A 22,836-nucleotide genomic window follows, 5' to 3' on the forward strand; every position below is an offset into this window, starting at 1 on the left:
GTATATTGATTTATGATCAATCAACAATAACCCCTTACACATGAACTATACGGAAGGAATGCTGAAAGCAGGAGCCCTAAAAGGAAAGACAATACTCATCACTGGTGGAGGTACTGGCCTCGGAAGATCTATGGGTAAATATTTTTTGGAGTTGGGAGCGAGCCTGATTATAACTAGTAGGAAGATTGAAGTATTAGAAAAAGCTGCTTTGGATCTGGAACAGGAGACAGGTGGACAGGTTTTCCCAATTGCCTGTGATGTGAGAGAGGTTGACCAGGTGGAAAAGATGTTTGCAGCATCAATTGAGCAGTTTGGGAAAATAGATGCGGTGGTAAATAATGCTGCTGGAAACTTTATAAGCCCCACAGAGAGACTTTCTGCAAATGCCTTCCATACCGTTTTGGATATTGTTTTGAAAGGAAGTGTCAATATGACCATGACAGCAGGAAAACATTGGATCCAATCTCAGGAGCCAGGGACATTTCTGAATGTGGTGACCACTTATGCTTGGACAGGTTCGGGTTATGTAGTTCCCAGTGCAGCTGCCAAAGCAGGTGTTTTGGCGATGACCAGGTCACTGGCCGTGGAATGGGCAAAGTATAAAATCCGCTCCAATGCGATTGCTCCTGGACCATTTCCAACCGAAGGAGCATGGAGTAGGTTGTTGCCTCCTGATCTGGTCAAAGAATTCGATCCAGCGAAGAAAATACCTCTAAAACGTGTGGGAGAGCATCAAGAACTGGCCAACTTGGCAGCTTATTTAGTTTCTGATTTTTCAGCTTACATTAATGGAGAAGTCATCACCATCGATGGGGGGGAATGGCTTCAAGGTGCCGGAGAGTTCAATCATTTGGAGAAAATGCCACAAGAGTTTTGGGACAATCTCCAAAAAATGAGAAAGTGATTGGTCAGATCAATTGGTTTTATTCGAAATAAACTGCTTTGAGCTTTCAAAATTTAGCCCTAAGGTGTAATCCCAGGTTGGGAGGTAATTGTGGATGAGCTTAGGGTCTAAGTTGGATGCTTCTATAAAATACCATTGGTCGCTAGACTCTTTGGAGACAGCGATTAAAGTTATATGAGTGATCAATTCACCACCAGGGACTTTCATTTTGGAAGTAACAGGAATAATGGCATGTACTTCACCTGATGCATGGGTAAGTTTTAAGGGAGCCCCCATTTCAAAGCTTTCCATTTTCATGCCTCTTATTTTCTGAAGGTCGTACATGTCAGAAAGGGCTTTTTTCAGTCCTTCCTTTCCTCCAGACTTTTCCAATACAAAAGGGTAGGTATATTTGATCAGCGTTTCATAATCCTCTGTCAGGTTGGCGTTAGCGTACTCTTGTGAAGCAGTTTCAATACCTATAATAGATTGAGCTTTTGAAACAGTCGCTAGGATAAAGATAAGAGTGAGTGTTGATAACGTTCTGATCATTAGAAAGATAGCTTAGGTAGGGGCAAAAGTAAAAGCTAAAATGATTAAATACAAGTTTAGTAAAAATAAATAGTTTTTAGTTTATTATTGTCACTGATCAATGGGTCTTGTTGTGATATTCGTAATTTCTCCTTCTCTTGCTTCAAAATCGACCTCTATTGGTTGGCAGCACACTTCACAGTCTTCAATGTACTTTTGGGGACTGACACTCAAGTCCAATATCATGGAAATGGGAGAAAAGCAATAGGGACAAGTAAAATGGTATTCTTGTGTAAGCATGGGAAGTGCGTTTGTTTAAAAATTACAAAAATTATATAACTTATACTCACAAAGCTTTTTTATCTTTGTTATTAGAAAAATAAAATGCGCAAGCTAATCCAAATATCGCTGCTGATAATTTACCTGTGTTTTAATGCAGGTTTGAGTTATTCCATGCACTATTGTGGAGATACGCTGGAGCGCATAAACTTATTTGCGGAAGAGAAGACTTGCTGTGAGAATGAAAAGGAGATGCCTGGGTGTTGCGATGATGTTCCCAAAACGGATTTGCAAAATACCGATCAAAGCAATGCCAAACCTTTAGGGTTTGACTTTTTCAACATAACAGCTCTTCCTGTCCCGCACCTTCTTTCGGAAATACTGGTATGTATTTCTCAACAGGGCTATCAACTGCCAACTACTTTCGTACCTGATAAGGTACTGAGTAGTACTATTCCCATCCATATTCAATTCCAAAGATTTTTGATTTAGCATTTTTTTTCTGCTCTTGATCCTAGAGCACAGGACTTCTATGTCCATTCCTTAAGTTATTTCTTTTTATCACTTACTCAGCATTTCAATAAAGCTATGCTTAATGCGATTATCAAATTCTTTCTGGAGAATAAGTTGGTGACGGTATTGTTACTCTCTGTTCTGGTGGTTTGGGGACTTGTAGTGGTGCCGTTTCAATGGAAGGTTGGATTTCTGCCAAAAGATCCAGTGCCTGTTGATGCTATTCCTGATATTGGTGAAAACCAACAGATTGTTTTTACAGAGTGGATGGGACAATCTCCCCAAGATGTGGAAGATCAAGTGACTTATCCGCTGACTACTTCACTTTTGGGGCTACCGGGAGTAAAATCCATCCGTTCAACATCTATGTTTGGGATTTCCAGTATCTATATCATTTTCAAGGATGATGTAGATTATTACTGGAGCAGATCGAGGATCCTAGAAAAACTCAACTCATTACCTGCAAACTTACTTCCTTCAAATGTACAGCCTAAACTAGGACCTGATGCGACAGCCTTGGGGCAGGTCTATTGGTATACCCTTGAGGGAAGGGATGAAAACGGAAAGCCTATTGGAGGCTGGGACCTACATGAACTGAGAACGGTCCAAGATTATTATGTTCGATATGGTCTGGCAGGAGTAGAAGGAGTAGCGGAAGTTGCTTCTGTGGGCGGTATGGAAAAGGAATATCAAGTTGACCTGGATCCCAATGCCATGAAAGCCAATAAGGTTTCGATGATGCAAGTAAGGGATGCCTTAAAATCGACCAATCAGGAGATTGGAGCCAATACCTTGGAGATTAACCAAGTGGAATATTATGTGCGCGGCCTAGGGTATGTGGAAAACATAGATGACATTGAAGAAACGGTGGTTCGTGTCTCCGATAATGTGCCTTTACGAATAAAGGATATCGCCAAGGTAAGTATTGGTCCTGCAGATCGGTCCATGAAGGGCTTGTTGGACAAAAGTGGAGCAGAAGCTGTTGGTGGGGTTGTGGTGGCCCGATATGGAGATAATCCGATGGCTGTGATTCAAAACGTAAAGGAAAAAATTAAAGAGATCAGTGCAGGTTTACCGGAAAAGCAATTAGAGGATGGAAGGATTTCCAAAGTAACCATCGTTCCTTTTTATGATCGTTCTAACTTGATTTTGGAAACCTTGGGTACTTTGAACGACGCCATTGTTTTACAGATTTTGATGACCATTGTCGTCATTATGGTTATGGTGTACAACCTTAGGGCTTCACTTTTGATTTCAGCACTATTGCCCTTGGCTGTATTGACCTGTTTTATTTTTATGAAATATCTGCGAGTAGATGCCAATATTGTAGCCTTGTCCGGTATTGCCATTGCTATTGGGACAATGGTAGATTTGGGAATTATTCTCAATGAAAATATATTAAAGCACCTGCAGGAAGCTCCTAAGGGAGAGAAGCTGATTCGTACTGTTTATCAGGCCACTTCAGAAGTTGCTTCCGCTATTTTGACAGCAGTAGCCACGACTATTGTGAGTTTTCTACCTGTATTTACTTTGCAGGCTGCAGAAGGAAAGTTGTTTGGTCCATTGGCATATACCAAAACCTTTGCTTTGGTTTCTGCCTTGCTGTTTACTTTACTGATCATGCCGGCATTTTCGCATTGGGTATTTGGTATCAGGGAAAAGGGAGGCTTTTGGAAAAAATGGGGCAATATTATTTTGGTTGCAATAGGTGCTGTCAGCCTGTTTTGGCTGCCTTTGGCAGGTTTGGTTTTTTTGGCTGTTGGCAGTAATAATCTTTTACTTTATTACTATCCAAAGAAATACCAAAATTATCATACACCTACTTTGGTGATCATTGCTGTAATAGCTGTTTCATGGTTGCTAGCTACTACTTGGCATCCACTGGGAGCGGCAGTTAGTGCCCTTACCAACTTCTTATTCGTTGCTTTGGTAATAGGCTTGGTTTTAGGGATTTTCAGGCTTTTTATTAGGTATTATGAATTCCTTTTGGAGTGGTGTTTGGCAAATAAGGGGAAGTTTTTGGTCTTGCCTATTGTATTGATTGCATTTGGTTTAAATGTATGGGTTGGATTTGGGAATTTGTTTGGTTGGTTAGCAGGTGGTTTGGATCAAGTCGGGTGGAATATCCGCAAGACAGAAGTGTACAGTCAATTGGTCCATACATTTCCTGGAATGGAGAAGGAGTTTATGCCGGCCTTGGATGAAGGATCATTTTTGTTGATGCCTACCTCAATGCCGCATGCCGGTGTGGAAGCAAACCATAAAACGTTACAGCAACTGGATTTGCTGGTGGCTTCCATCCCGGAGGTTTCCTCTGTTGTGGGTAAAGCAGGCCGGGCTGAAACCGCTTTGGATCCTGCTCCGATGTCTATGTTTGAAAATGTGATCATCTATAAACCAGAATTTAAAACTGATGTAAATGGAAGGAAGTTGAGATTCCAAGTGAATTCAGAAGGAGAGTTTGCGCGTGATGAATTTGGGGATTTGATATTGGATGAAAATGGAGAATATTTCAGGCAATGGAGGGATCATATCCAAAGTCCTGATGATATATGGACAGAAATAACCAAAGCGGCCAACCTGCCTGGGGTGACTTCCGCACCCAAATTGCAACCTATTGAAACCAGACTTTTGATGTTACAGACAGGAATGAGAGCGCCAATAGGCATTAAAGTGTTTGGCCCTGATTTGAAAACCATCGAGAGTTTTAGCTTTAAACTGGAAGAGCTCTTAAAAGATGTACCAGGAGTAAAACCGTCCTCTGTATTTGCAGACCGGTCTCTGGGAAAGCCTTACTTGGAGCTTGATTTGGACAGAAATGAAATTGCACGCTATGGGATGAACGTCGGGGATGTTCAGGAAACTATTGAGGCTGCTCTCGGAGGGGTAAGGCTAACCACTACGGTAGAGGGAAGGGAACGATATGGCATTCGGGCAAGGTATGCTCGTGACTTCAGGAATGACCCTGAAGCAATTAGGCAATTGTTAATAAGTACTTCTTCTGGTAGTCAAATTCCAATTAGTGAAGTAGCAGAGATCACTTATCGGCCTGGGCCAATGATGATTCGAAGTGAGGACTCTTTTTTGGTGGGGTATGTTCTTTTGGATAAGCTGGAAGGAATTTCTGAAGTGACAGTAGTAGAAAATGCTATTAATTATCTCAACGGAAAAATTGAAAAAGGAGAACTGAAAGTGCCATCAGGTGTCAGCTATAAGTTTTCTGGTTCCTATGAGAATCAAGTCAGGGCAGAAAAGCGACTTTCCATTGTTATACCCTTGTGTTTGATGGTCATTTTCCTCATCCTATACTTTCAATTTAGGTCTATTTCTACTACGCTATTTATCTTTTCGGCCATTGCATTGGCCTTTTCAGGAGGTTTTATCATGCTCTGGCTCTATGGACAAAGTTGGTTCTTTGATTTTAGCCTCTTTGGAACTCCTATGAGGGGTTTGTTTCAAATGGAACAGTATAATTTGAGTGTGGCAGTGTGGGTTGGCTTTATTGCCTTGTTTGGCATTGCTACAGATGATGGTGTGGTAATGGCCACTTATCTTAAACAGAGTTTTAGCCAAAACAAAACCACGTCCATTACGCAAGTACGAGAGGCGGTTAAGGAAGCAGGGTTAAGGAGGATCAGGCCGTGTTTGATGACTTCTGCCACTACCTTATTGGCCTTATTGCCTGTGCTGACTTCATCAGGGAGGGGAGCTGATATCATGATTCCAATGGCCATTCCTTCATTTGGTGGAATGGTGGTTGCCTTGATTTCCCTATTTATTGTGCCAGTGCTGTATTGTTGGTGGGAGGAGAGAAAGGTGGCGAAAGAAATTGCTATTAAAACAACCCTTAAAACCAAATAGATATGATTGGGTTTAGAAAATATATTTTAGGTAAGCCCACCTGTCTCTTTAGAGTGCAGCTGGGCTTGGTACTGATTTTACTGTTAAGCAGCTTACCATTACAGGGACAAAGCCTTGATGATTATTTGCAAATAGCTGCAGAGAATAACCCTGCGCTAAAGGCCAGCTATGCTACATATGAGGCCAGCTTGGAAAGAATCTCACAAGAAGGGGCTTTGCCTAATCCAGAGTTAAGTTTTGGGATTTACCTTCAGGACATGGCAACGCTGATGGGAGATCAAAAAATGAATGCTTCCATCATGCAGCGTTTTCCTTGGTTTGGTTCATTACAAGCGAGTAAGGATCAGGCCAGCTTGATGGCTCAAGCCAAGTTTCAAGAATTTGAAATGACTAAGTATGCATTGTTTTTTGATGTCAAGAAATCCTATTACAAAGTGTTCATGCTGCATCATCATCAAATGATTGCCGGAAAGAATGTACAGCTGCTCAAAATTTTGGAGCGTCTGGCATTGAATAAATTCAAAGGAGGAGAGCCAAGCAAAGGAAGGATGGCTGATGTTCTTCGCGTTCAGAGTAATGTAAAGGAAATGGAAGCTTTGATTATACAATTAGAGGATGATGTCAAGCTTGAAAAAGTCAGGTTCAATTCCATTCTCAATTGCGCGGAAGAAACTCCTGTGCATCTTGATTCGACTTTTTTGGAGAATGAATTACTGCTTAACAAGGAGTTGGTTTTGGACAGTATCTTACATGCAAGCCCTCAAATGAAAAAACTTGAAGTAGAGGGCCTTGCTTATCAAAAGCAGGGCGAGGTGGCTCAAAAAGCAGGAATGCCAAGCTTTGGTTTAGGACTTAGCTATATGGTCAACAGTCCAAGGTTACCGAGTGGGGATGTTTCCAGTGCAACGGGTTATCGACCAGGTGGCATGGGACACAATATGGTCATGCCAATGGTTTCTGTTTCTCTTCCCATTTACAGAAAGCAATATGCTGCTGCTAAAAGAGAATCGGAAAAGTACAGAGAAGTAACTGCCTATGAGAAGGAAGATCTCTACAATTCATTGAAATTGAAGTCAGATGAGTTGTTTAACGAAATCCATAAGGCAGAGAGAAATAAGAAGCTTTATCACGATCAGGTCAGCTTGCTTGAAAGAAGCTTGGAATTGCTCCTTACAGAATACAGTAGTTCGGAAGGGAGTTTTGAGGATGTTATCACCGTTCAGAGACAACTATTAGAGTTTGAGATGAAAGTGGCAGAGGAGTCGGTGAGAAAGTTGACAGCTATCGCTGAGTTGGAAATGTTAATGTCTAGAAGGCTTTAAGAAGAATGTCATGAATAATAGAAAACAAATCATTATAGCGATTTCCGGAGCCTTTTTAATGGGTGCAATTATTGGCTGGGCAATCACAGAAAAAAAGAGTGCCCCAAAAGAAGAACTGGAACATGAGCATGTTTCTGAGTCATCCGTATTTACTTGTTCGATGCACCCTCAGATAAGACAGGATGAGCCTGGTAAATGCCCTATTTGCGGAATGGATTTGGTTCCTGTTTCGAGTGTGAATAAAAACGCTGATCTGGACAGTCCTTATGTGCTGCAAATGAGCTCAGAAGCAGTTGCTTTAGCAAATATATCAACAACCACTGTAAGTGGAGGAGAGGGCGGTTTTTCTACTGACCTCAATGGCAAGGTGGAAGCAGATGAAAGAAGGATATCTTCTGTTTCGGCAAACTTCTCCGGCAGAGTAGATGAGTTGTTTGTGGCTTTTACAGGGCAAGAAGTAAAAAGGGGAGAGCGGTTGGCCCGGATTTATTCCCCTGCATTAATTACTGCTAATCAAGAATTGATAGAAGCAAAAAAATCGAAGGATATCAGTCCCGAACTTTATGAAGCGGCCAAACAAAAACTCAGGCATTGGCAACTAACAGATAGCCAAATTGAGCAAATGGAAATGCAAGGGGATTATCGGACTCATTTTGATATTTTTGCAAGTTCTTCTGGAGTGGTAAGCAACAGGAATGTCGCTGTTGGGGATTATGTTGAAAAGGGGCAAGTGCTTTTTGAAATCATAGATTTGAGTAAGGTTTGGATCATGTTGGATGCCTATGAGAATAATATAGGAAGCATAGAAAAAGGAGACTTGATCAATTTTAAGGTAAATGCACTTCCCAATCAAGATTTTAAGGCCAAAGTGAGTTTTATTGACCCAGTTCTTGGTGCTGATAGCAGGAGCGTCAAAGTGAGGGCTGAGGTGAATAATTCAGATGGTCTTTTGAAGCCAGAAATGCTGGTTACAGCGACAGTTTCTTCTTCGAATGGCGAAAATGGCTCTCCATCTGAAGTCATGATTCCATCTTCAGCTATATTGTGGACAGGAGAGCGATCTGTGGTTTATAGGCAAGTTGGGAGTAGTGAGAAGCCAGCTTTTGAAATGGTGGTAGTGACCCTAGGACCTGCTTCAGGAAATAGGCAGTCGATTAAAAGTGGCTTGGAAATTGGAGATAAAATCGTAACCAATGGTGTTTTTGCAGTTGATGGTGCGGCACAATTAAGTGGTAAGTACAGTATGATGTCTCATCCAGAAAGTCAAAACCTTAAAGTGGATGATCGATTTTTGTTCAAACTGGATGGGGCTTTGGATGCTTACTTGGCTTTGAAAAACCAATTGGTATCAGATCAGTCGGCACAGCAGCAGGCTAAAGTTTTGGTGGAAGAAATTAAAGAAATTGAGGGCCAAGAGCTCAGTCAAGAAGCCACTGTGAAATGGAAAGATTTGAAAAACGCAATTGTCCAGTCTGCCTTGAAGATTAGCTCAGGTTTGGATATTGAAGAAGAAAGGAATCAATTTGTGATACTTTCCAATAAGTTTATTGAGCTGGTAGAAACTTTTGGTACTCATAAAGAAGTGGTTTATAAGAGCCACTGTCCTATGGCCAAAAACGATCAAGGGGCCTTTTGGCTCAGTGAATTTGCGGAAATTAAAAACCCTTACTTTGGCTCATCCATGTTGGGCTGTGGAGAAGTAAAGAAAGCCTATAGAAAAAACCAAGAATAGAATAATAATTAAAAACAGTAATCATTTCATCAAATACATTAATTCAAATAACATGAAAAAACTAAGTTTATTAGGAACAGCGCTGGCAGTTTCAATGCTGCTTTTAGCAGGATGTGGAGAGAAAAAACACGAAGGAAATCACGGGCATGAACATGAAATGGAGGAAAAAGCAACTGAAGAGGTTGTTGCTAACAACATCAGTTTTAAAGAAGAAAAAGCTGGAGAAATTTTCCAACACTACATTCATGTAAAAACAGCATTGGTCAACAGTGATGCGGATGAGGCAGCCAATGGAGCAAAAATGATTGTTGCTAGCATAGGAGAAGCAGATGGATCAGCAGAAATTTCTGCAGCCGCTAAAAGCATCTCCGAAACCTCAGATATCAAAGAGCAAAGGGCAGCTTTTGCAGATCTTAGTGCGGCAGTTGAAGAAGCCGTTGAGGGACAGTTGACCTCTGGAGCAGTATACAAGCAATATTGCCCAATGGCATTTAATAATAAAGGAGGGTATTGGCTTTCTGATCAGGAAGGTATCAGAAATCCCTATTTTGGAGACAAAATGCTAAAATGTGGAAGGGTAGAAAAGGTAATGGGTGAGCTTTAAGCTCACCTTTTTTATTGAAATTATTTTATAATCTATAAACTCAACTTTTATGGAACATCAACAGCATGATCATCACCATCATCATCACGAAGGAAATAATCATGATAACCAGAAGGAAAATGGGGGACACGCTGGGCATGAAGGTCATCACGGACACATGCTAGCAGATTTCAAGAAGAGGTTTTGGGTATCGATGGTATTAACTATCCCCATTCTTTTGCTTTCCAAGATGATTCAGGAATGGTTGGGGTTTGAGATTTCCTTTGAAGGAGATCGGTATGTTCTTTTTGCATTGGCCAGTGGTATTTATTTCTATGGAGGTTGGCCATTTTTAAAGGGGCTGGTTAAGGAAATCAAAAAGGGAAACCCGGCCATGATGACCTTGATTGCCTTGGCAATTACTGTGGCTTATGGATATAGTTCGGCAATAGTTTTTGGGTTAGAAGGAAAAGGTTTTTTTTGGGAATTGGCGACTCTGATTGACCTAATGCTCTTGGGGCATTGGATAGAAATGAAGTCTGTAATGGGAGCTTCAGGTGCATTGGATGAGTTGGCTAAATTAATGCCTTCTACAGCACATCGGATTACAAACGGTGAAGATACTGAGGAGGTAAAGGTAGCTGATTTGCAGGCCGGAGATGTACTGCTTATCAAACCGGGAGAAAAGGTTCCCGCAGATGGTAAGGTGATGGAGGGTAACAGTCATGTCAATGAGTCCATGTTGACAGGAGAATCCAAGCCTGTCAAAAAATCAAAGGGCGATGAGGTAGTTGGTGGGGCTATAAATGAAAGAGGTTCTCTTAAGATCGAAGTGAAACATATCGGTGAGGAGGCTTATTTATCCAAGGTGATCCACATGGTAAAGGGTGCTCAGGAGACCAAATCAAAGACACAGAATTTAGCAGATAAGGCTGCAGGTTGGCTTTTTTATATTTCCCTGGCAGCAGGTGTCATTACTTTGGTAGTGTGGTTGGTGATGGGAAAATCATTTGATTTTGCATTGGAGAGGATGGTAACAGTGATGATTATTGCTTGCCCCCATGCATTAGGCCTTGCTATTCCCTTGGTGACGGCTATTTCGACATCTGCTTCCGCTAGAAAAGGGTTGCTAATCCGAAATAGGACTGCTTTTGAAAAGACAAGGAAGTTGAGCATGATCATTTTTGATAAGACAGGAACCCTGACGGAAGGAGACTTTGGCGTTCAGAAAATAAAGAGCCTATCAGACCAATATGATGAGATGGAGCTTTTGAAAATAGCAGGTGCCATAGAAAGCAAATCTGAACATCCCATTGCTAACGGGATCATGAAAAAGGTCAAGGAAGAGGGCTTGGAACTTGAGTCGGTAGAAGATTATGAAAATATTACTGGAGAAGGGGTAAAGGCAAATATTGGAGAAAAAAAGGTGAGTATTGTCAGCCCAGGGTATTTAAAGAAAAATGACTTTGAGCTCCCAAAGAATTTGGAAGAAAGTGGACAGGAAACAGTTGTTTTTGTAATTGTTGATCAAGTAGTGGTCGGCTATTTGGCTTTAGCAGATAAAGTAAGGTCCTCGTCACAAAAAGCTATTGAAACCTTGAAAAAGGAACATATAAAAGTAGTCATGGCGACGGGAGATAATGAAAAGGCAGCCAAAGCGGTCAGCGATGAATTGAGTTTGGATGAATACCATGCAGAGGTCAGGCCAGAAGATAAGCAGGAAATTATCAAAAAGGCCCAAAGTAATGGTGAAGTTGTAGCTATGACAGGGGACGGAGTCAATGATGCGCCAGCACTAGCTCAGGCAGATATAGGTATAGCGGTGGGCTCAGGAACAGATGTAGCAGCAGAAACAGCCGATATTGTATTGGTAAACAGTGAGCCTACCGATATTTCAGCCTTGATCATTTTTGGAAAGGCCACTTACAAGAAGATGGTTCAGAACCTCTTTTGGGCAACAGCTTACAATGCCATTGCCCTTCCCCTTGCTACAGGGTTTATTCCTAATTTAGTTATCAGTCCTGCCTTAGGGGCGGTGCTAATGAGTCTCAGTACAATCATAGTGGCGCTCAATGCACAACTGTTAAAAAAACAGCTGAAAGAGAGCTAAAACAAAAACATCAAGAAACAGGGTGGATATCTGAACCAAACCTTTTAATGATGGCTTTTTCCAATTCTTCCCGGTGTTCTGGAGCGGAGATCTTCATTAAGGCAATGGCCCTTTGACGAAGGTTTTTACCATACAGATAGGCTACACCAAACTCCGTGACCACATAGTGCATGTGTGCCCGAGTAGTCACTACTCCCGCACCCTGCTTTAAAAATGGTACAATCTTAGGAAGCCCTTTTTTTGTGGTTGCGCTGAGAGCCATTATAGGCTTTCCTCCTTCTGACAAGGCTGCTCCGCGCATAAAGTCCATTTGGCCACCTACACCAGAATAGTGGTAGCTGCCAATGGAATCGGCACACACTTGCCCGGTTAAATCCATTTCCAAGCAGGAATTGATGGAGATTACCTTAGGATTTCTTCTGATTACAGCTGTGTCATTCACATAGGCAGCTTCATGGAATGAAATGATAGGATTGTCATTGATGCGGTCATAAAGTTTTCTGTTGCCTACAGCGAAAGAAGTGACGATTTTTCCGGGGTGCTTGGCTTTATATTTATTGGTAAGCGCACCGCTGTCCATGAGTCCCATCACACCATTAGAAAACATTTCAGTATGAATGCCCAAATCCTTATGGTGGTGTAAAGCATTCAATACTGCATCTGGGATGCCTCCAATTCCCATTTGTAAAGTTGAGCCATCTTCTATCAGTTCAGAGATATGTTGTCCTATTTGGAGTTCGTTGCTGCCAATTTTCTCACTATAATCTACTTCTGGCAAAGGGTCATTGGATTCGACGACGTATTTAAATTGACTAATATGCACCATCCCATCTCCATGTGATCTGGGCATGTTGGGATTGACCTGGGCGATTAGCAATTTGGCAGTTTCTATCGCGGGCTTAGCGACGTCAACCGATACGCCCAAGGAGCAATAACCATGAGTATCTGGAGGAGAGACATGGACTATGGCCACATCCAAGGGTAATATGTTTCTTCTAAAGAGAATTCCTATTTCACTTAAGAATATGGGGACATACCCTCCATGACTTGAATTTACAGCACTTCGTACGTTGGCTGAAACAAAAAGAGAGTTGATATAAAAGCTTTTATTGTAGGGCGTTTCTGTGAGGGGCATTGGTCCAAGCGTGGTGATCGAAACAATTTCGACATTGCTCAGTTCCTCGTGCCTTTTGGCTAGGGCACGAAGTAAAGTGGCTGGAGTGGCTGCACTTCCATGTACAAACACCCTGTCATTACTTTTGATTTCTTTAACGGCTTCCTCAGGAGTGCAAAAATTAACGTTAGTGCTCATGATTGGATTAGTTTTTAAGTAGTTTGATTCCAATGTCTTATCAAGATAGAATGTAATCTTTTCTTTCTCCAAAAAAAGAAAGATTTTGACTTAAAAAGTTTGACAAATGTCATTTTAATGGGTGATGTTTTTCACGGAAAATTTAAAGTAAACCAAATTATGTTTCGATTAAGGAAGAATATCTACAAGGGGATAGTGGCTTAATTTTGCTATATTCGCAGTTGAAAAAAAGTAATGTTTCCACCCAAAGGTGTGAATAAGGAAAAGTTGCAAGTAGGGCTTTTCCAAAAAGTAAAACCAATCCATTTATGATTGCTGAAGTAAAAAAATATAAACCCAAAAATCACGTACGAATTGTAACTGCAGCTTCCTTATTTGATGGGCATGATGCAGCGATTAATATCATGAGGAGAATCATCCAATCCATAGGTTGTGAGGTGATTCATTTGGGACATAACAGGTCTGTCCAAGAAATTGTCGATTGTGCTATTCAAGAGGATGTCCAGGCTATAGCCATCACATCCTACCAAGGAGGACATATAGAGTTTTTTAAATACATGTATGACCTTTTGAAAGAAAAAGGTGCAAGTCACATTAAAATTTTTGGTGGTGGAGGCGGCACTATTTTGCCGGAGGAAATTTCAGAACTCCATGAATATGGGATTAGCCGAATTTATTCGCCAGATGATGGTAGAGCGATGGGCTTGCAAGGAATGATCAATAACTTGGTCGAAAAGGCGGATTTTCCATTGGGTGAGGAACTCAGAGGGCATGTTAATCCCGATAAAGATTGCCCTCAAGGCTTAGCAAGGTTGATTTCGGCTGCGGAAAACTTTCCATCTGAAAATGAAGAATATTTGGAGCAAATTAGGAGCCAGGCCTCAAAAATAAAGGTGCCAGTTCTAGGAATAACAGGAACAGGTGGAGCTGGAAAATCATCTTTGGTTGATGAACTGGCCAGAAGGTTTCTAAGAGATTTTGAGGGAAAACACTTGGCGATTATTTCTGTAGATCCTTCAAAAAGGAAGACAGGAGGAGCTCTTTTGGGAGACAGAATCAGGATGAATTCTATCAATGATGCCAGGGTCTATATGCGTTCACTAGCTACACGTCAAGCCAATTTAGCCTTGTCAAAACATGTGAAGGATGCAGTGGACATAGCAAAAGTGGCCGGGTTTGATTTGGTGATTTTAGAAACGTCGGGCATTGGGCAATCTGATACAGAAATTACGGAACATGCTGATCTCTCGCTTTACGTAATGACCCCAGAATATGGAGCTGCTACACAGCTTGAGAAGATCGATATGCTCGACTTTGCAGATGTGATTGCACTAAATAAGTTCGATAAACGAGGCGCTTTGGATGCGCTAAGGGATGTCAAAAAACAGTATGTCAGAAATAATGGATTGTGGGATGCCAAAGAAGATGAACTCCCTGTTTATGGGACCATTGCTTCCCAATTCAATGATCCTGGGATGAATCAGCTGTATGCTGAAATCATGAGGGCACTGACAGCTAAGACTTCTGGTGATTTTAGTTTACCGGAAAATATGGAGAACAGATCGTCAGAAAAAGTATTCATCATTCCTCCAGGTAGAACCAGATATTTGTCTGAAATCGTGGAAAATAACAGGAATTACGACCAATGGGTCATTTCTCAAAGCGAAATAGCCCAGCAAGTTTATAGTATTAAAAAGTCAATAGCAGCTTTAGAAAGCTGTGAAGTGGTGGATAAAAAAGCCGTTGTAAAAGGTCTGGAAAAGGCATTTGATGAAATCAGTCTTGACTTAGATCCAAAAAACAAAAAATGGCTGGAAACTTGGCCAGAAAAGGTGAAGCAATATCAACAGGACTTTTTCACTTTTAAGGTTCGTGACAAAGAACTAAAGATAAAAACATTTTCGGAGTCGCTGTCAGGAAGCCGTGTACCCAAAGTGGCCCTTCCAAAATATGAGGGATGGGGAGACCTTCTCAAATGGGGACTTACTGAAAATGTACCTGGAGAATTCCCATATACTGCAGGTGTATTTCCTTTTAAAAGAGAAGGTGAAGACCCAACCAGAATGTTCGCAGGTGAAGGGGGACCAGAACGAACAAACAAGCGCTTTCATTACGTGTCCAAAGAGATGCCAGCCAAGCGGCTATCAACGGCTTTTGATTCGGTTACTTTATATGGTGAAGATCCTGGTTATCGACCAGATATTTATGGTAAGATTGGTAATTCTGGGGTGAATATCTGCTGCTTGGATGATATGAAAAAGCTTTACTCAGGCTTTAACCTGGCTGATCCAATGACTTCCGTTTCGATGACCATTAATGGTCCTGCGGCTACGATGACTGCGTTTTTTATGAATGCAGCCATAGACCAGCAATGTGAACTTTATATTTCTGATAACGGACTGGAAGAAGAAGTAAATCAAAAAATAGAAGAGGTTTACAGTGAAAAGGGCGTGGAGAGACCCGTTTATAATGCCGAGATTCCAGAGGGGCATAATGGTTTAGGTTTGATGCTTTTGGGAGTTACGGGAGATCAGGTGTTGCCTAAAGAGGTTTATGAAAAGATAAAGTTTGAAACCTTGACCAAAGTTAGAGGAACGGTTCAAGCAGATATTTTGAAAGAAGATCAAGCGCAAAACACCTGTATATTCTCCACGGAGTTTTCTCTTAGGCTGATGGGTGACGTGCAACAGTATTTTATTGAAAATGGCATTAGGAATTTCTATTCGGTATCTATTTCCGGTTACCATATTGCTGAAGCAGGAGCCAACCCTATTACCCAGTTGGCTTTGACACTTTCCAATGGATTTACCTATGTGGAATATTATGTTTCCAGAGGAATGGATATCAATAAGTTTGCGCCGAACTTGTCTTTCTTTTTCTCTAATGGAATTGATCCGGAATATGCTGTTATTGGAAGAGTGGCCAGGAGAATTTGGGCTAAAGCAATGAAGCTGAAATATGGAGCCAATGAGCGTTCACAAATGTTGAAATACCATATTCAGACTTCTGGAAGGTCTCTGCACTCCCAGGAGATTGATTTCAATGATATTCGGACTACTCTTCAGGCACTTTATGCCATCTATGATAATTGTAACTCTTTGCATACAAACGCTTATGATGAGGCGATCACCACGCCAACAGAATCTTCAGTGAGAAGGGCGATGGCCATCCAGTTGATCATTAATAAGGAGTTAGGGCTGGCCAAAAATGAAAACCCAACCCAAGGAGCTTTTATCATTGAAGAGTTGACTGATTTGGTGGAAGAAGCTGTTTATGCGGAATTTGAACGAATCACAGAACGTGGAGGTGTTTTAGGTGCAATGGAAACCATGTACCAAAGAGGAAAGATCCAAGAGGAGAGTCTACATTACGAAATGCTTAAACATACTGGGGAGTACCCGATTATTGGAGTGAATACATTCCTGTCTTCTGAGGGATCACCGACGGTAATTCCTGGGGAAGTAATCAGAGCTACTCAAGAAGAAAAAGAAGCCCAAATCAAGGAATTAGAAAACCTACATACAAAGTACAAGTCCTTATCTGAAGATTTATTGAATGATTTGAAGGGTGCAGCTGTTAGAAATAGCAACATATTCGACCAGTTGATGGAAGCTTCTAAACATTGTTCTTTAGGGCAGGTTACTAAGGCACTTTATGAAGTAGGAGGGCAGTATAGAAGAAATATGTAAAGTAAATAAATGTGTTTTATTTACCTGTATTTGGTGTAAATGGAATTTATTTGATAAAATATATTATATTGTTTTAAAATATCGCGAAATGGCAAAGAGAAATGTGACTGTGACAATGAAGGCTGATTATGAATATGAGGCCGTAAATCCACAAGGTAATAAGGTGCAGATTGATATGTATGATCCAGAAAAAAAACAACACCAATCACCAATGGATCTTGTTTTGTCAGCTGTAGCAAGCTGTGCTTCTGTGGATGCAGTATTAATGATGAAAAAGAAGAGAAGAACTGTAGAGGATTTTATTGTAGAGGCGGAAGGAGATAGAAATGATGGGGTTCCCGCCTTTTACAAATCAATTCACATGAAATTCACCTTGGTGTCTCCGGATGCTACTGATGAAGAGTTTGCTAAAGTGGTTAAATTATCCGTGGATAAGTATTGCTCTGTGTCTGCTTCCTTAAGTTCAGAAATCACTTATAGTTCTGAAGTTAGAAGTGTATGAGGATTATCAAAGAATTTACCAAAAAAGACATTCGAATATCTATCTTTTCTTGGAACAACAAGTATTTATTGAAATACGAGCAAGGAATGATAGAACAGACTTTTAAAGTCAACGAAATGGATATTTTAGAGGAGAGTGATTTGGATGTCTTTTTTTCTGATACTTTTTTGGAAGAGATTCAGAAAAGATTTGATGAGATGCACCAATCGCTTAGAAATCAAGTTGAAAATATTTAAATTTACTTGTAATTTAAATATTCATGGATGAAATATAGTTTTTTCATAGTTATTTGTGTTTTGTTGGCTTTTTCTTTCTCTTGTGAAGAGGAGCCGATGAGGATAAACCAAAGTGAATTTATCGAGCTCGATTCCATCGTATCGGTTATGGAATCAGATTTAGCTCCTTTGGAAGATGAGATCGCAAGATTAGCGTCTTATACGGAAAGTTTGTTTGATCACAAGGCCGAATTAGTCGAGAAGGCAGAGATGGATCGATACAAGCTTTCAAAAGATGGGGTGATTTTCAGGGAAATGTCCCAGGAAGGGGAAAGCAGTGTTTTTGTTTCTAGCATCACACCTAACAGAGATAGTGTTTATCACCAAGTATACTATACCGAAGAACTAGATTCTGCGTTTTCAAGAATTCAATCTAGTTCACCATTTGTTTCTCAAGTGTATTTTAACACAAGATTGCAGATGTGTAGAATTTATCCAGCATTAGATGTGTTGAACGTGTTTGATTCTGAAATGGACCTAACTTCTTTTAACTTTTATTATATGGCTGATGAAGTTAGAAATCCTGAGAAGAAAAGTAAGTGGGTAGAGGATATTTATGTAGACCCGGCTGGAAGAGGGTGGATTCTTTCATTAATTCATCCAGTTTATTTTAATGAGGAATTAGAAGGAGTGATTGGGTTGGACATTACGGTAAATGATATCATTCAAAGGTTTTTAAGTTATAAAGAGAGAAAGTTCTTATTGATAGATGGTTCAGGGAATATCGTGGCAGGCACGTCTGCAGCTATAGAAGTGTTGAACTTACCTCCTTTGAAAAACCATACCTATGTACAAACCATTAATGCCGATAATTTTAGAAAAGAGGATTATAATCTGTTTAAATCTAAAAGCAAAGAGGTAAGGAAAATGGTCGCCAAGTTCCTGTTGGAAAAAGATAACAATTACATTGTGAATGATGATTATTCTTCCAAACAGTACCAAGTCCTATGTCGGCAAATGAACCTTCTAAATTGGTATGTTTTAGAAATCAAAGATTGAGAATAAAAGACATTTTATGAACAATACGGACAAATCACAGCGATTTCTTGTACTAGTTTGGATGTCCATAGCATCTATTGTTCTTATTTTATTTTTGGCTTATTTTTTCTACAACACACTTTCTAACAATTTGTTGAGCAACAGTAAACAATTTTTAAATAAGCAGGTTGAAATAGCTTCCAATGAGGTTCAAAGGAGATTCAACTCCTTGCATGAAGATCTAACTTATTATTCACAAAGTCTGGAAAGTTATTCTAGCTTTGATACCGAGGAAAAAATTCAGTTGCATGAAGCTCGTACAAGAAGACTTCTGAACTCCTACAGAACTTTGGTGGATACCCTTTTTTTGGATGTGGGAAATACCAGGTGGGCTTACTTGATTAGGGATAACAATTATTTTGAAAAAATAAGAATTCCAACAAATCGAACTTTCAGTTACCCAGGAAGATATGTCAAAGTAAGTTCTCAAAGAGAACCTCTTAGTCTGGTCGCTTCTATTAACATAGATAAATTTCTTTCGGATTACGCAGCCAATCATTATCTGGGAGAAGGTGGATTTAAGTTTTATTTTGTTAATGGAGAACCCTATTACATCAAAGAGGGAGGTTCCTCAAAAGAAGTCAGTTTTTCAGATAAAACACTAAAGGAAATCAACAATGAGATATCAGGGGGATTACGTGGTATTTACATAGGAGGTGTGAAGAACTCGGGAGAACATGAGTCCGAAATAGGTGCCATTATTGCCCAATATCCTTTTGATTTGTATCCTTTGAATAGTGAATTTGCATTTGTGTTTGCACAAGATAGAAGTGTGATAATCTCTAGACTTTATGGAACTTATCTCTATATGGTGGTGGGGTTATTTTTGCTATTAATTTTAATACTTTTTCTAATGATACGACACTTTAGAAGTATTAACGAAAAGAACTACGAACTAGAGAAAAAATCAGATGAAATTAATCGCCTATTTGATCAGCAAACCATGCTACTTCAGGAAATCAATGGATATGTTTTCTATCATGACAACAAAGGCAGAATATCCAATGTGAGTGATAATTTAAGTGAAGTATTAGGCTATTCGAAAAAAGAGTTTATTGCCAATAATAGGTCCTATATAATAAACGAAGATTTGGAGAGCTTGGAAAAAAAAGTGGCAAAAGCCATATATGAAAAGCAGGATTATCTGACGTATGAGCTAAGCTTTATCAAAAAAGGAGGTTCAATAATTCGGGCAAAAAGCTTCGAGAAGCTATTTTATGATGAGGAGGGAAACTTTATAAGTAGTGTTGGGATTTGTACCGATATCAATGAAAAGTACTTGGCAGAACAGGAGTTGATAAGGAGTGAAAATAGACTTAGGGCAGTTTTGAACAGCCTTCCAGACATTATTTTTATTTATAATAATGAAGGTGTATTTCTTGATTATTATGTGCAGAATAGAGAATTATTAATAGAGCCTCCCGAAGACTCCATTGGTAGGCACCTCGTAGATGTGGTTCCGGAATCCAAAAAAGAAATCCTTAATGGCGCCTTTAATAGAGCACTGAGAACTGGTAAAACCCAAAAGGTAGAAGTGGTTCTAAATACAGGAAATGGAAAAAGGTTTCTCCAAGTGAGGTTCTTCAAGTTGGACGAAGAAAGAATGATTTCTGTAGGAAGGGATGTGACTGAGCAAAGGCTGTGGGAAAAAGGTTTGCAAGAAGCAAAAGAAGTAGCTGAAGTGGCCAATAAGGCAAAGTCAGAGTTTTTGGCTAGCATGAGTCATGAAATAAGAACCCCAATGAATGGGCTCTTAGGAATGATTGGTTTATTGGAGAATACTTCGCTTGATGAAGATCAGGAGAGTTTTGTAAAGGTGATCAGAGATTCAGGTGAGTCACTCTTGTCCATTATTAAAGATATTCTAGACTATTCAAAAATCGAGGAAGGAAAATTAGAACTAAATGTAAGCAGCTTCCAATTTAGAGAGGAACTCAAAAGAGTGATCAGTATTTTTTCGGGTATGGTCACTGAAAAGAAAATTTCTTTAAATGTCAGTATATCTGATGATATCCCAGTGTGGATGGTTTTGGACAAGGAAAAGTTGAGCCAAATCCTCTTTAACATTATTGGTAATGCCATTAAATTTACTCCAAAAGGAGGTACTGTTGATCTAAAGGTAACAGGTGAACCGATTTTGGATAAGAATTTCATGATCTACTTTTTGGTAAAAGACACAGGGGTTGGGATTCCAAAGTCCAAAATCCCCCAATTGATCAATCCTTTCACTCAAGCAGATAGAGGTACTTTAGAAGAGAGAAGTGGGACTGGATTGGGCTTGGCTATTGCCAATAAGTTAATTGAGTTAATGGGTGGGAGCTTACAGATTGAGAGTGAACTTGATGAGGGCTCTGAGTTTTCATTTACGATTTTTTCCCGGGTATCTGAAAGTGCTGATCAAGACAATAGGGACTTTGAAAAGTATTCAAAAGGAGATTATGCGCTTTCCCATATTTCAGACAAGTACCCACTCGAAATCTTGTTGGTAGAAGACAATGATATTAACCTTAAATTTATGAAGTTACTCATGAAACAGTTAGGGTATGAGGTGGATACAGCGCATAACGGGATAGAGGCGGTAAAAGCAGTAAGGGCTAAAAAGTATGATATGATCTTTATGGATTATCAAATGCCTCTTATGAATGGCCTGGAAGCTTCCCAAAGTATTAGAACCATCAAGAATGGTGCAGATGTAAGGATAGTAGGGCTTTCTGCCAATGTGTTTAAGGAGGATATCGAAAAAGCTTTTCTTGCTGGTATGGACGATTACCTAACGAAACCAATTAAAATCAGGGATATAGTCAAGAAAATTAAAGAAAGCTTTGAGCTAAATACCTAAAAGTAAAGCCTGATGAATTTCATCAGGCTTTACTTTTTTACAGTTTGGTGTTGATATCAAATGCTTCCAGGTATTCGGCAACTCTCTTGACAAACATTCCGCCAAGTGAACCATCCACTACCCTGTGGTCATAACTGTGAGAAAGGAACATTTTATGCCTGATAGCAATTACATCTCCAGTTGGTGTCTCCACTACAGCCGGTTTTTTAGTGATGGCTCCTACAGCCAAGATGGCCACTTGAGGTTGCATGATAATAGGCGTTCCCATCACATTGCCAAAAGACCCTACATTGGAAATGGTATAAGTGCCACCTGATAGTTCATCAGGTGATAATTTATTGGCTCTGGCTCTGGCTCTGGCTGCTAAGTCATTGACTTTTTTGGAAAGTCCAACAAGGTTAAGCTCATTGGCTTTTCTGATTACAGGTACAATTAGGTTTCCGCTTGGAAGCGCTACCGCCACTCCAATATTGATGTCCTTCTTCTTAATGATTTTATCTCCATCCACAGAGATATTGATCATAGGGAAATCCTGGATAGCTTTAGCTACTGCTTCAATGAAGAATGGAGTAAAGGTAATTGGTTCACCTTCCTTTTGTTTATAGGCATCTTTGACTTTATTTCTCCATAACACTATGTTGGTAACATCAGCTTCAACGAAAGAAGTTACGTGTGGAGAGATCCTCTTAGACTCTACCATTCGTTCAGAGATCATTTTTCTCATTCGATCCATTTCGATGATTTCATCTCCAGCGCTGATGCTAGGGGAAGCTTTTGGGGATGCTATGGTTGAAGCTGAAACAGGATTGGATCCTCTGGTTTTGAGGTAGCTTAGCATGTCGTTTTTGGTGACACGACCATCTTTGCCAGTACCTGGTATGGTAGCTAATTCAGCTTTATCAATTCCTTCTTCTTTGGCAATACTAAGCACTAGTGGAGAATAAAACCTATCGTCTGAAATGTTGGATGCCGGTCTCTCTGCTACAAGTGCCGCTGTTTGTGCAGGGGCTGCAGCTATCAATTCTTCTTTTTGTATGTCTTTATCATTGTTTGAAGCAGCACTCTCAGACTTTTCTTCAGTTTCTCCTTCTACTTCAATTATTGCAATTGGGGCACCCACAGCGATTACATCACCCTCTTTTGCCAATATTTTCTTTAATACACCGGCATGAGAAGAAGGAACCTCTGTGTCCACTTTATCAGTTGCTACCTCTAGTACAGATTCATCTTGCTCAATGGCCTCTCCTTCGCTTTTTAACCAAGTCAGGATAGTGCCTTCTATAATACTCTCACCCATTTTGGGCATTACCATTTCTACAGTTGCCATATAATATTTATTTAATTGGGTTTATCTCCTGCTTTTAAAA

Annotated in this window: 16 protein-coding genes; 12 read left to right on the forward strand and 4 right to left on the reverse strand. The window is 40.1% G+C overall.

From position 1 onward, the window contains the following. The first annotated feature begins 40 nt into the window (after positions 1–40). Positions 41–904 carry an SDR family oxidoreductase gene (locus JL001_RS11775; protein WP_200976264.1) on the forward strand — a complete coding sequence of 288 codons (864 nt, stop codon included), beginning with the start codon at positions 41–43 and terminating at the stop codon, positions 902–904. A 9-nt stretch (positions 905–913) separates the two neighbouring features. On the opposite strand, the gene JL001_RS11780 is transcribed toward JL001_RS11775, so the two are convergent. Both JL001_RS11780 and JL001_RS11785 read right to left on the reverse strand, forming a co-directional pair. Then, on the reverse strand, positions 914–1,435 hold the full coding sequence (locus JL001_RS11780) for a hypothetical protein (protein WP_200976265.1): 522 nt from the start codon (positions 1,433–1,435) through the stop codon (positions 914–916). Between the two features lie 90 nt (positions 1,436–1,525). Further along, positions 1,526–1,714, reverse strand: a complete 189-nt coding sequence (locus JL001_RS11785; RefSeq protein ID WP_200976266.1) for a CPXCG motif-containing cysteine-rich protein — start codon at positions 1,712–1,714, stop codon at positions 1,526–1,528. 84 nt (positions 1,715–1,798) lie between these two features. On the opposite strand from JL001_RS11785, the gene JL001_RS11790 reads away from it, so the two are divergent. From JL001_RS11790 to JL001_RS11815, 6 genes are all read left to right on the forward strand, one after another. After that, positions 1,799–2,185, forward strand: a complete 387-nt coding sequence (locus JL001_RS11790) for a hypothetical protein (RefSeq protein ID WP_200976267.1) — start codon at positions 1,799–1,801, stop codon at positions 2,183–2,185. A 96-nt stretch (positions 2,186–2,281) separates the two neighbouring features. Beyond that, positions 2,282–6,067, forward strand: coding sequence for an efflux RND transporter permease subunit (locus JL001_RS11795; RefSeq protein WP_200976268.1), 3,786 nt, complete (start codon positions 2,282–2,284; stop codon positions 6,065–6,067). A gap of 2 nt (positions 6,068–6,069) precedes the next feature. Continuing rightward, on the forward strand, positions 6,070–7,389 hold the full coding sequence (locus JL001_RS11800; protein ID WP_200976269.1) for a TolC family protein: 1,320 nt from the start codon (positions 6,070–6,072) through the stop codon (positions 7,387–7,389). A gap of 10 nt (positions 7,390–7,399) precedes the next feature. Beyond that, a complete protein-coding gene (locus JL001_RS11805) occupies positions 7,400–9,121 on the forward strand; it encodes an efflux RND transporter periplasmic adaptor subunit (RefSeq protein WP_200976270.1) in 1,722 nt (573 codons plus the stop codon). 52 nt (positions 9,122–9,173) lie between these two features. Next, the gene (locus tag JL001_RS11810) at positions 9,174–9,725 is read left to right on the forward strand and encodes a DUF3347 domain-containing protein (RefSeq protein ID WP_200976271.1); all 552 of its coding nucleotides are present in this window, start codon (positions 9,174–9,176) and stop codon (positions 9,723–9,725) included. Positions 9,726–9,774: 49 nt separating this feature from the next. Continuing rightward, a complete protein-coding gene (locus JL001_RS11815; protein ID WP_200976272.1) occupies positions 9,775–11,814 on the forward strand; it encodes a heavy metal translocating P-type ATPase in 2,040 nt (679 codons plus the stop codon). A gap of 10 nt (positions 11,815–11,824) precedes the next feature. On the opposite strand, the gene JL001_RS11820 is transcribed toward JL001_RS11815, so the two are convergent. After that, positions 11,825–13,126 (reverse strand): acetyl-CoA hydrolase/transferase family protein, encoded by a 1,302-nt coding sequence (locus JL001_RS11820; protein WP_200976273.1) that lies wholly within the window; start codon positions 13,124–13,126, stop codon positions 11,825–11,827. 308 nt (positions 13,127–13,434) lie between these two features. Here JL001_RS11820 and JL001_RS11825 point away from each other — a divergent pair, with 308 nt between their 5' ends. The 5 genes from JL001_RS11825 (at position 13,435) to JL001_RS11845 (ending at position 21,469) form a co-directional block, all read left to right on the forward strand. Then, positions 13,435–16,815 carry a methylmalonyl-CoA mutase family protein gene (locus JL001_RS11825; RefSeq protein ID WP_200976274.1) on the forward strand — a complete coding sequence of 1,127 codons (3,381 nt, stop codon included), beginning with the start codon at positions 13,435–13,437 and terminating at the stop codon, positions 16,813–16,815. Positions 16,816–16,903: 88 nt separating this feature from the next. Next, positions 16,904–17,317 carry an OsmC family protein gene (locus tag JL001_RS11830; protein ID WP_200976275.1) on the forward strand — a complete coding sequence of 138 codons (414 nt, stop codon included), beginning with the start codon at positions 16,904–16,906 and terminating at the stop codon, positions 17,315–17,317. Next, the gene (locus JL001_RS11835) at positions 17,314–17,553 is read left to right on the forward strand and encodes a hypothetical protein (RefSeq protein ID WP_200976276.1); all 240 of its coding nucleotides are present in this window, start codon (positions 17,314–17,316) and stop codon (positions 17,551–17,553) included. Before JL001_RS11830 ends, JL001_RS11835 begins: the two co-directional genes overlap by 4 nt. A gap of 27 nt (positions 17,554–17,580) precedes the next feature. After that, positions 17,581–18,591, forward strand: coding sequence for a cache domain-containing protein (locus JL001_RS11840; RefSeq protein ID WP_200976277.1), 1,011 nt, complete (start codon positions 17,581–17,583; stop codon positions 18,589–18,591). Between the two features lie 16 nt (positions 18,592–18,607). Then, positions 18,608–21,469 (forward strand): PAS domain-containing hybrid sensor histidine kinase/response regulator, encoded by a 2,862-nt coding sequence (locus JL001_RS11845; protein ID WP_200976278.1) that lies wholly within the window; start codon positions 18,608–18,610, stop codon positions 21,467–21,469. Between the two features lie 37 nt (positions 21,470–21,506). Here JL001_RS11845 and JL001_RS11850 read toward each other — a convergent pair whose 3' ends face one another. Next, positions 21,507–22,796 carry a dihydrolipoamide acetyltransferase family protein gene (locus JL001_RS11850; protein WP_200976279.1) on the reverse strand — a complete coding sequence of 430 codons (1,290 nt, stop codon included), beginning with the start codon at positions 22,794–22,796 and terminating at the stop codon, positions 21,507–21,509. Positions 22,797–22,836: the final 40 nt, after the last annotated feature.

This window comes from Echinicola sp. 20G (assembly GCF_015533855.1).
Classification (GTDB): Bacteria; Bacteroidota; Bacteroidia; order Cytophagales; family Cyclobacteriaceae; genus Echinicola.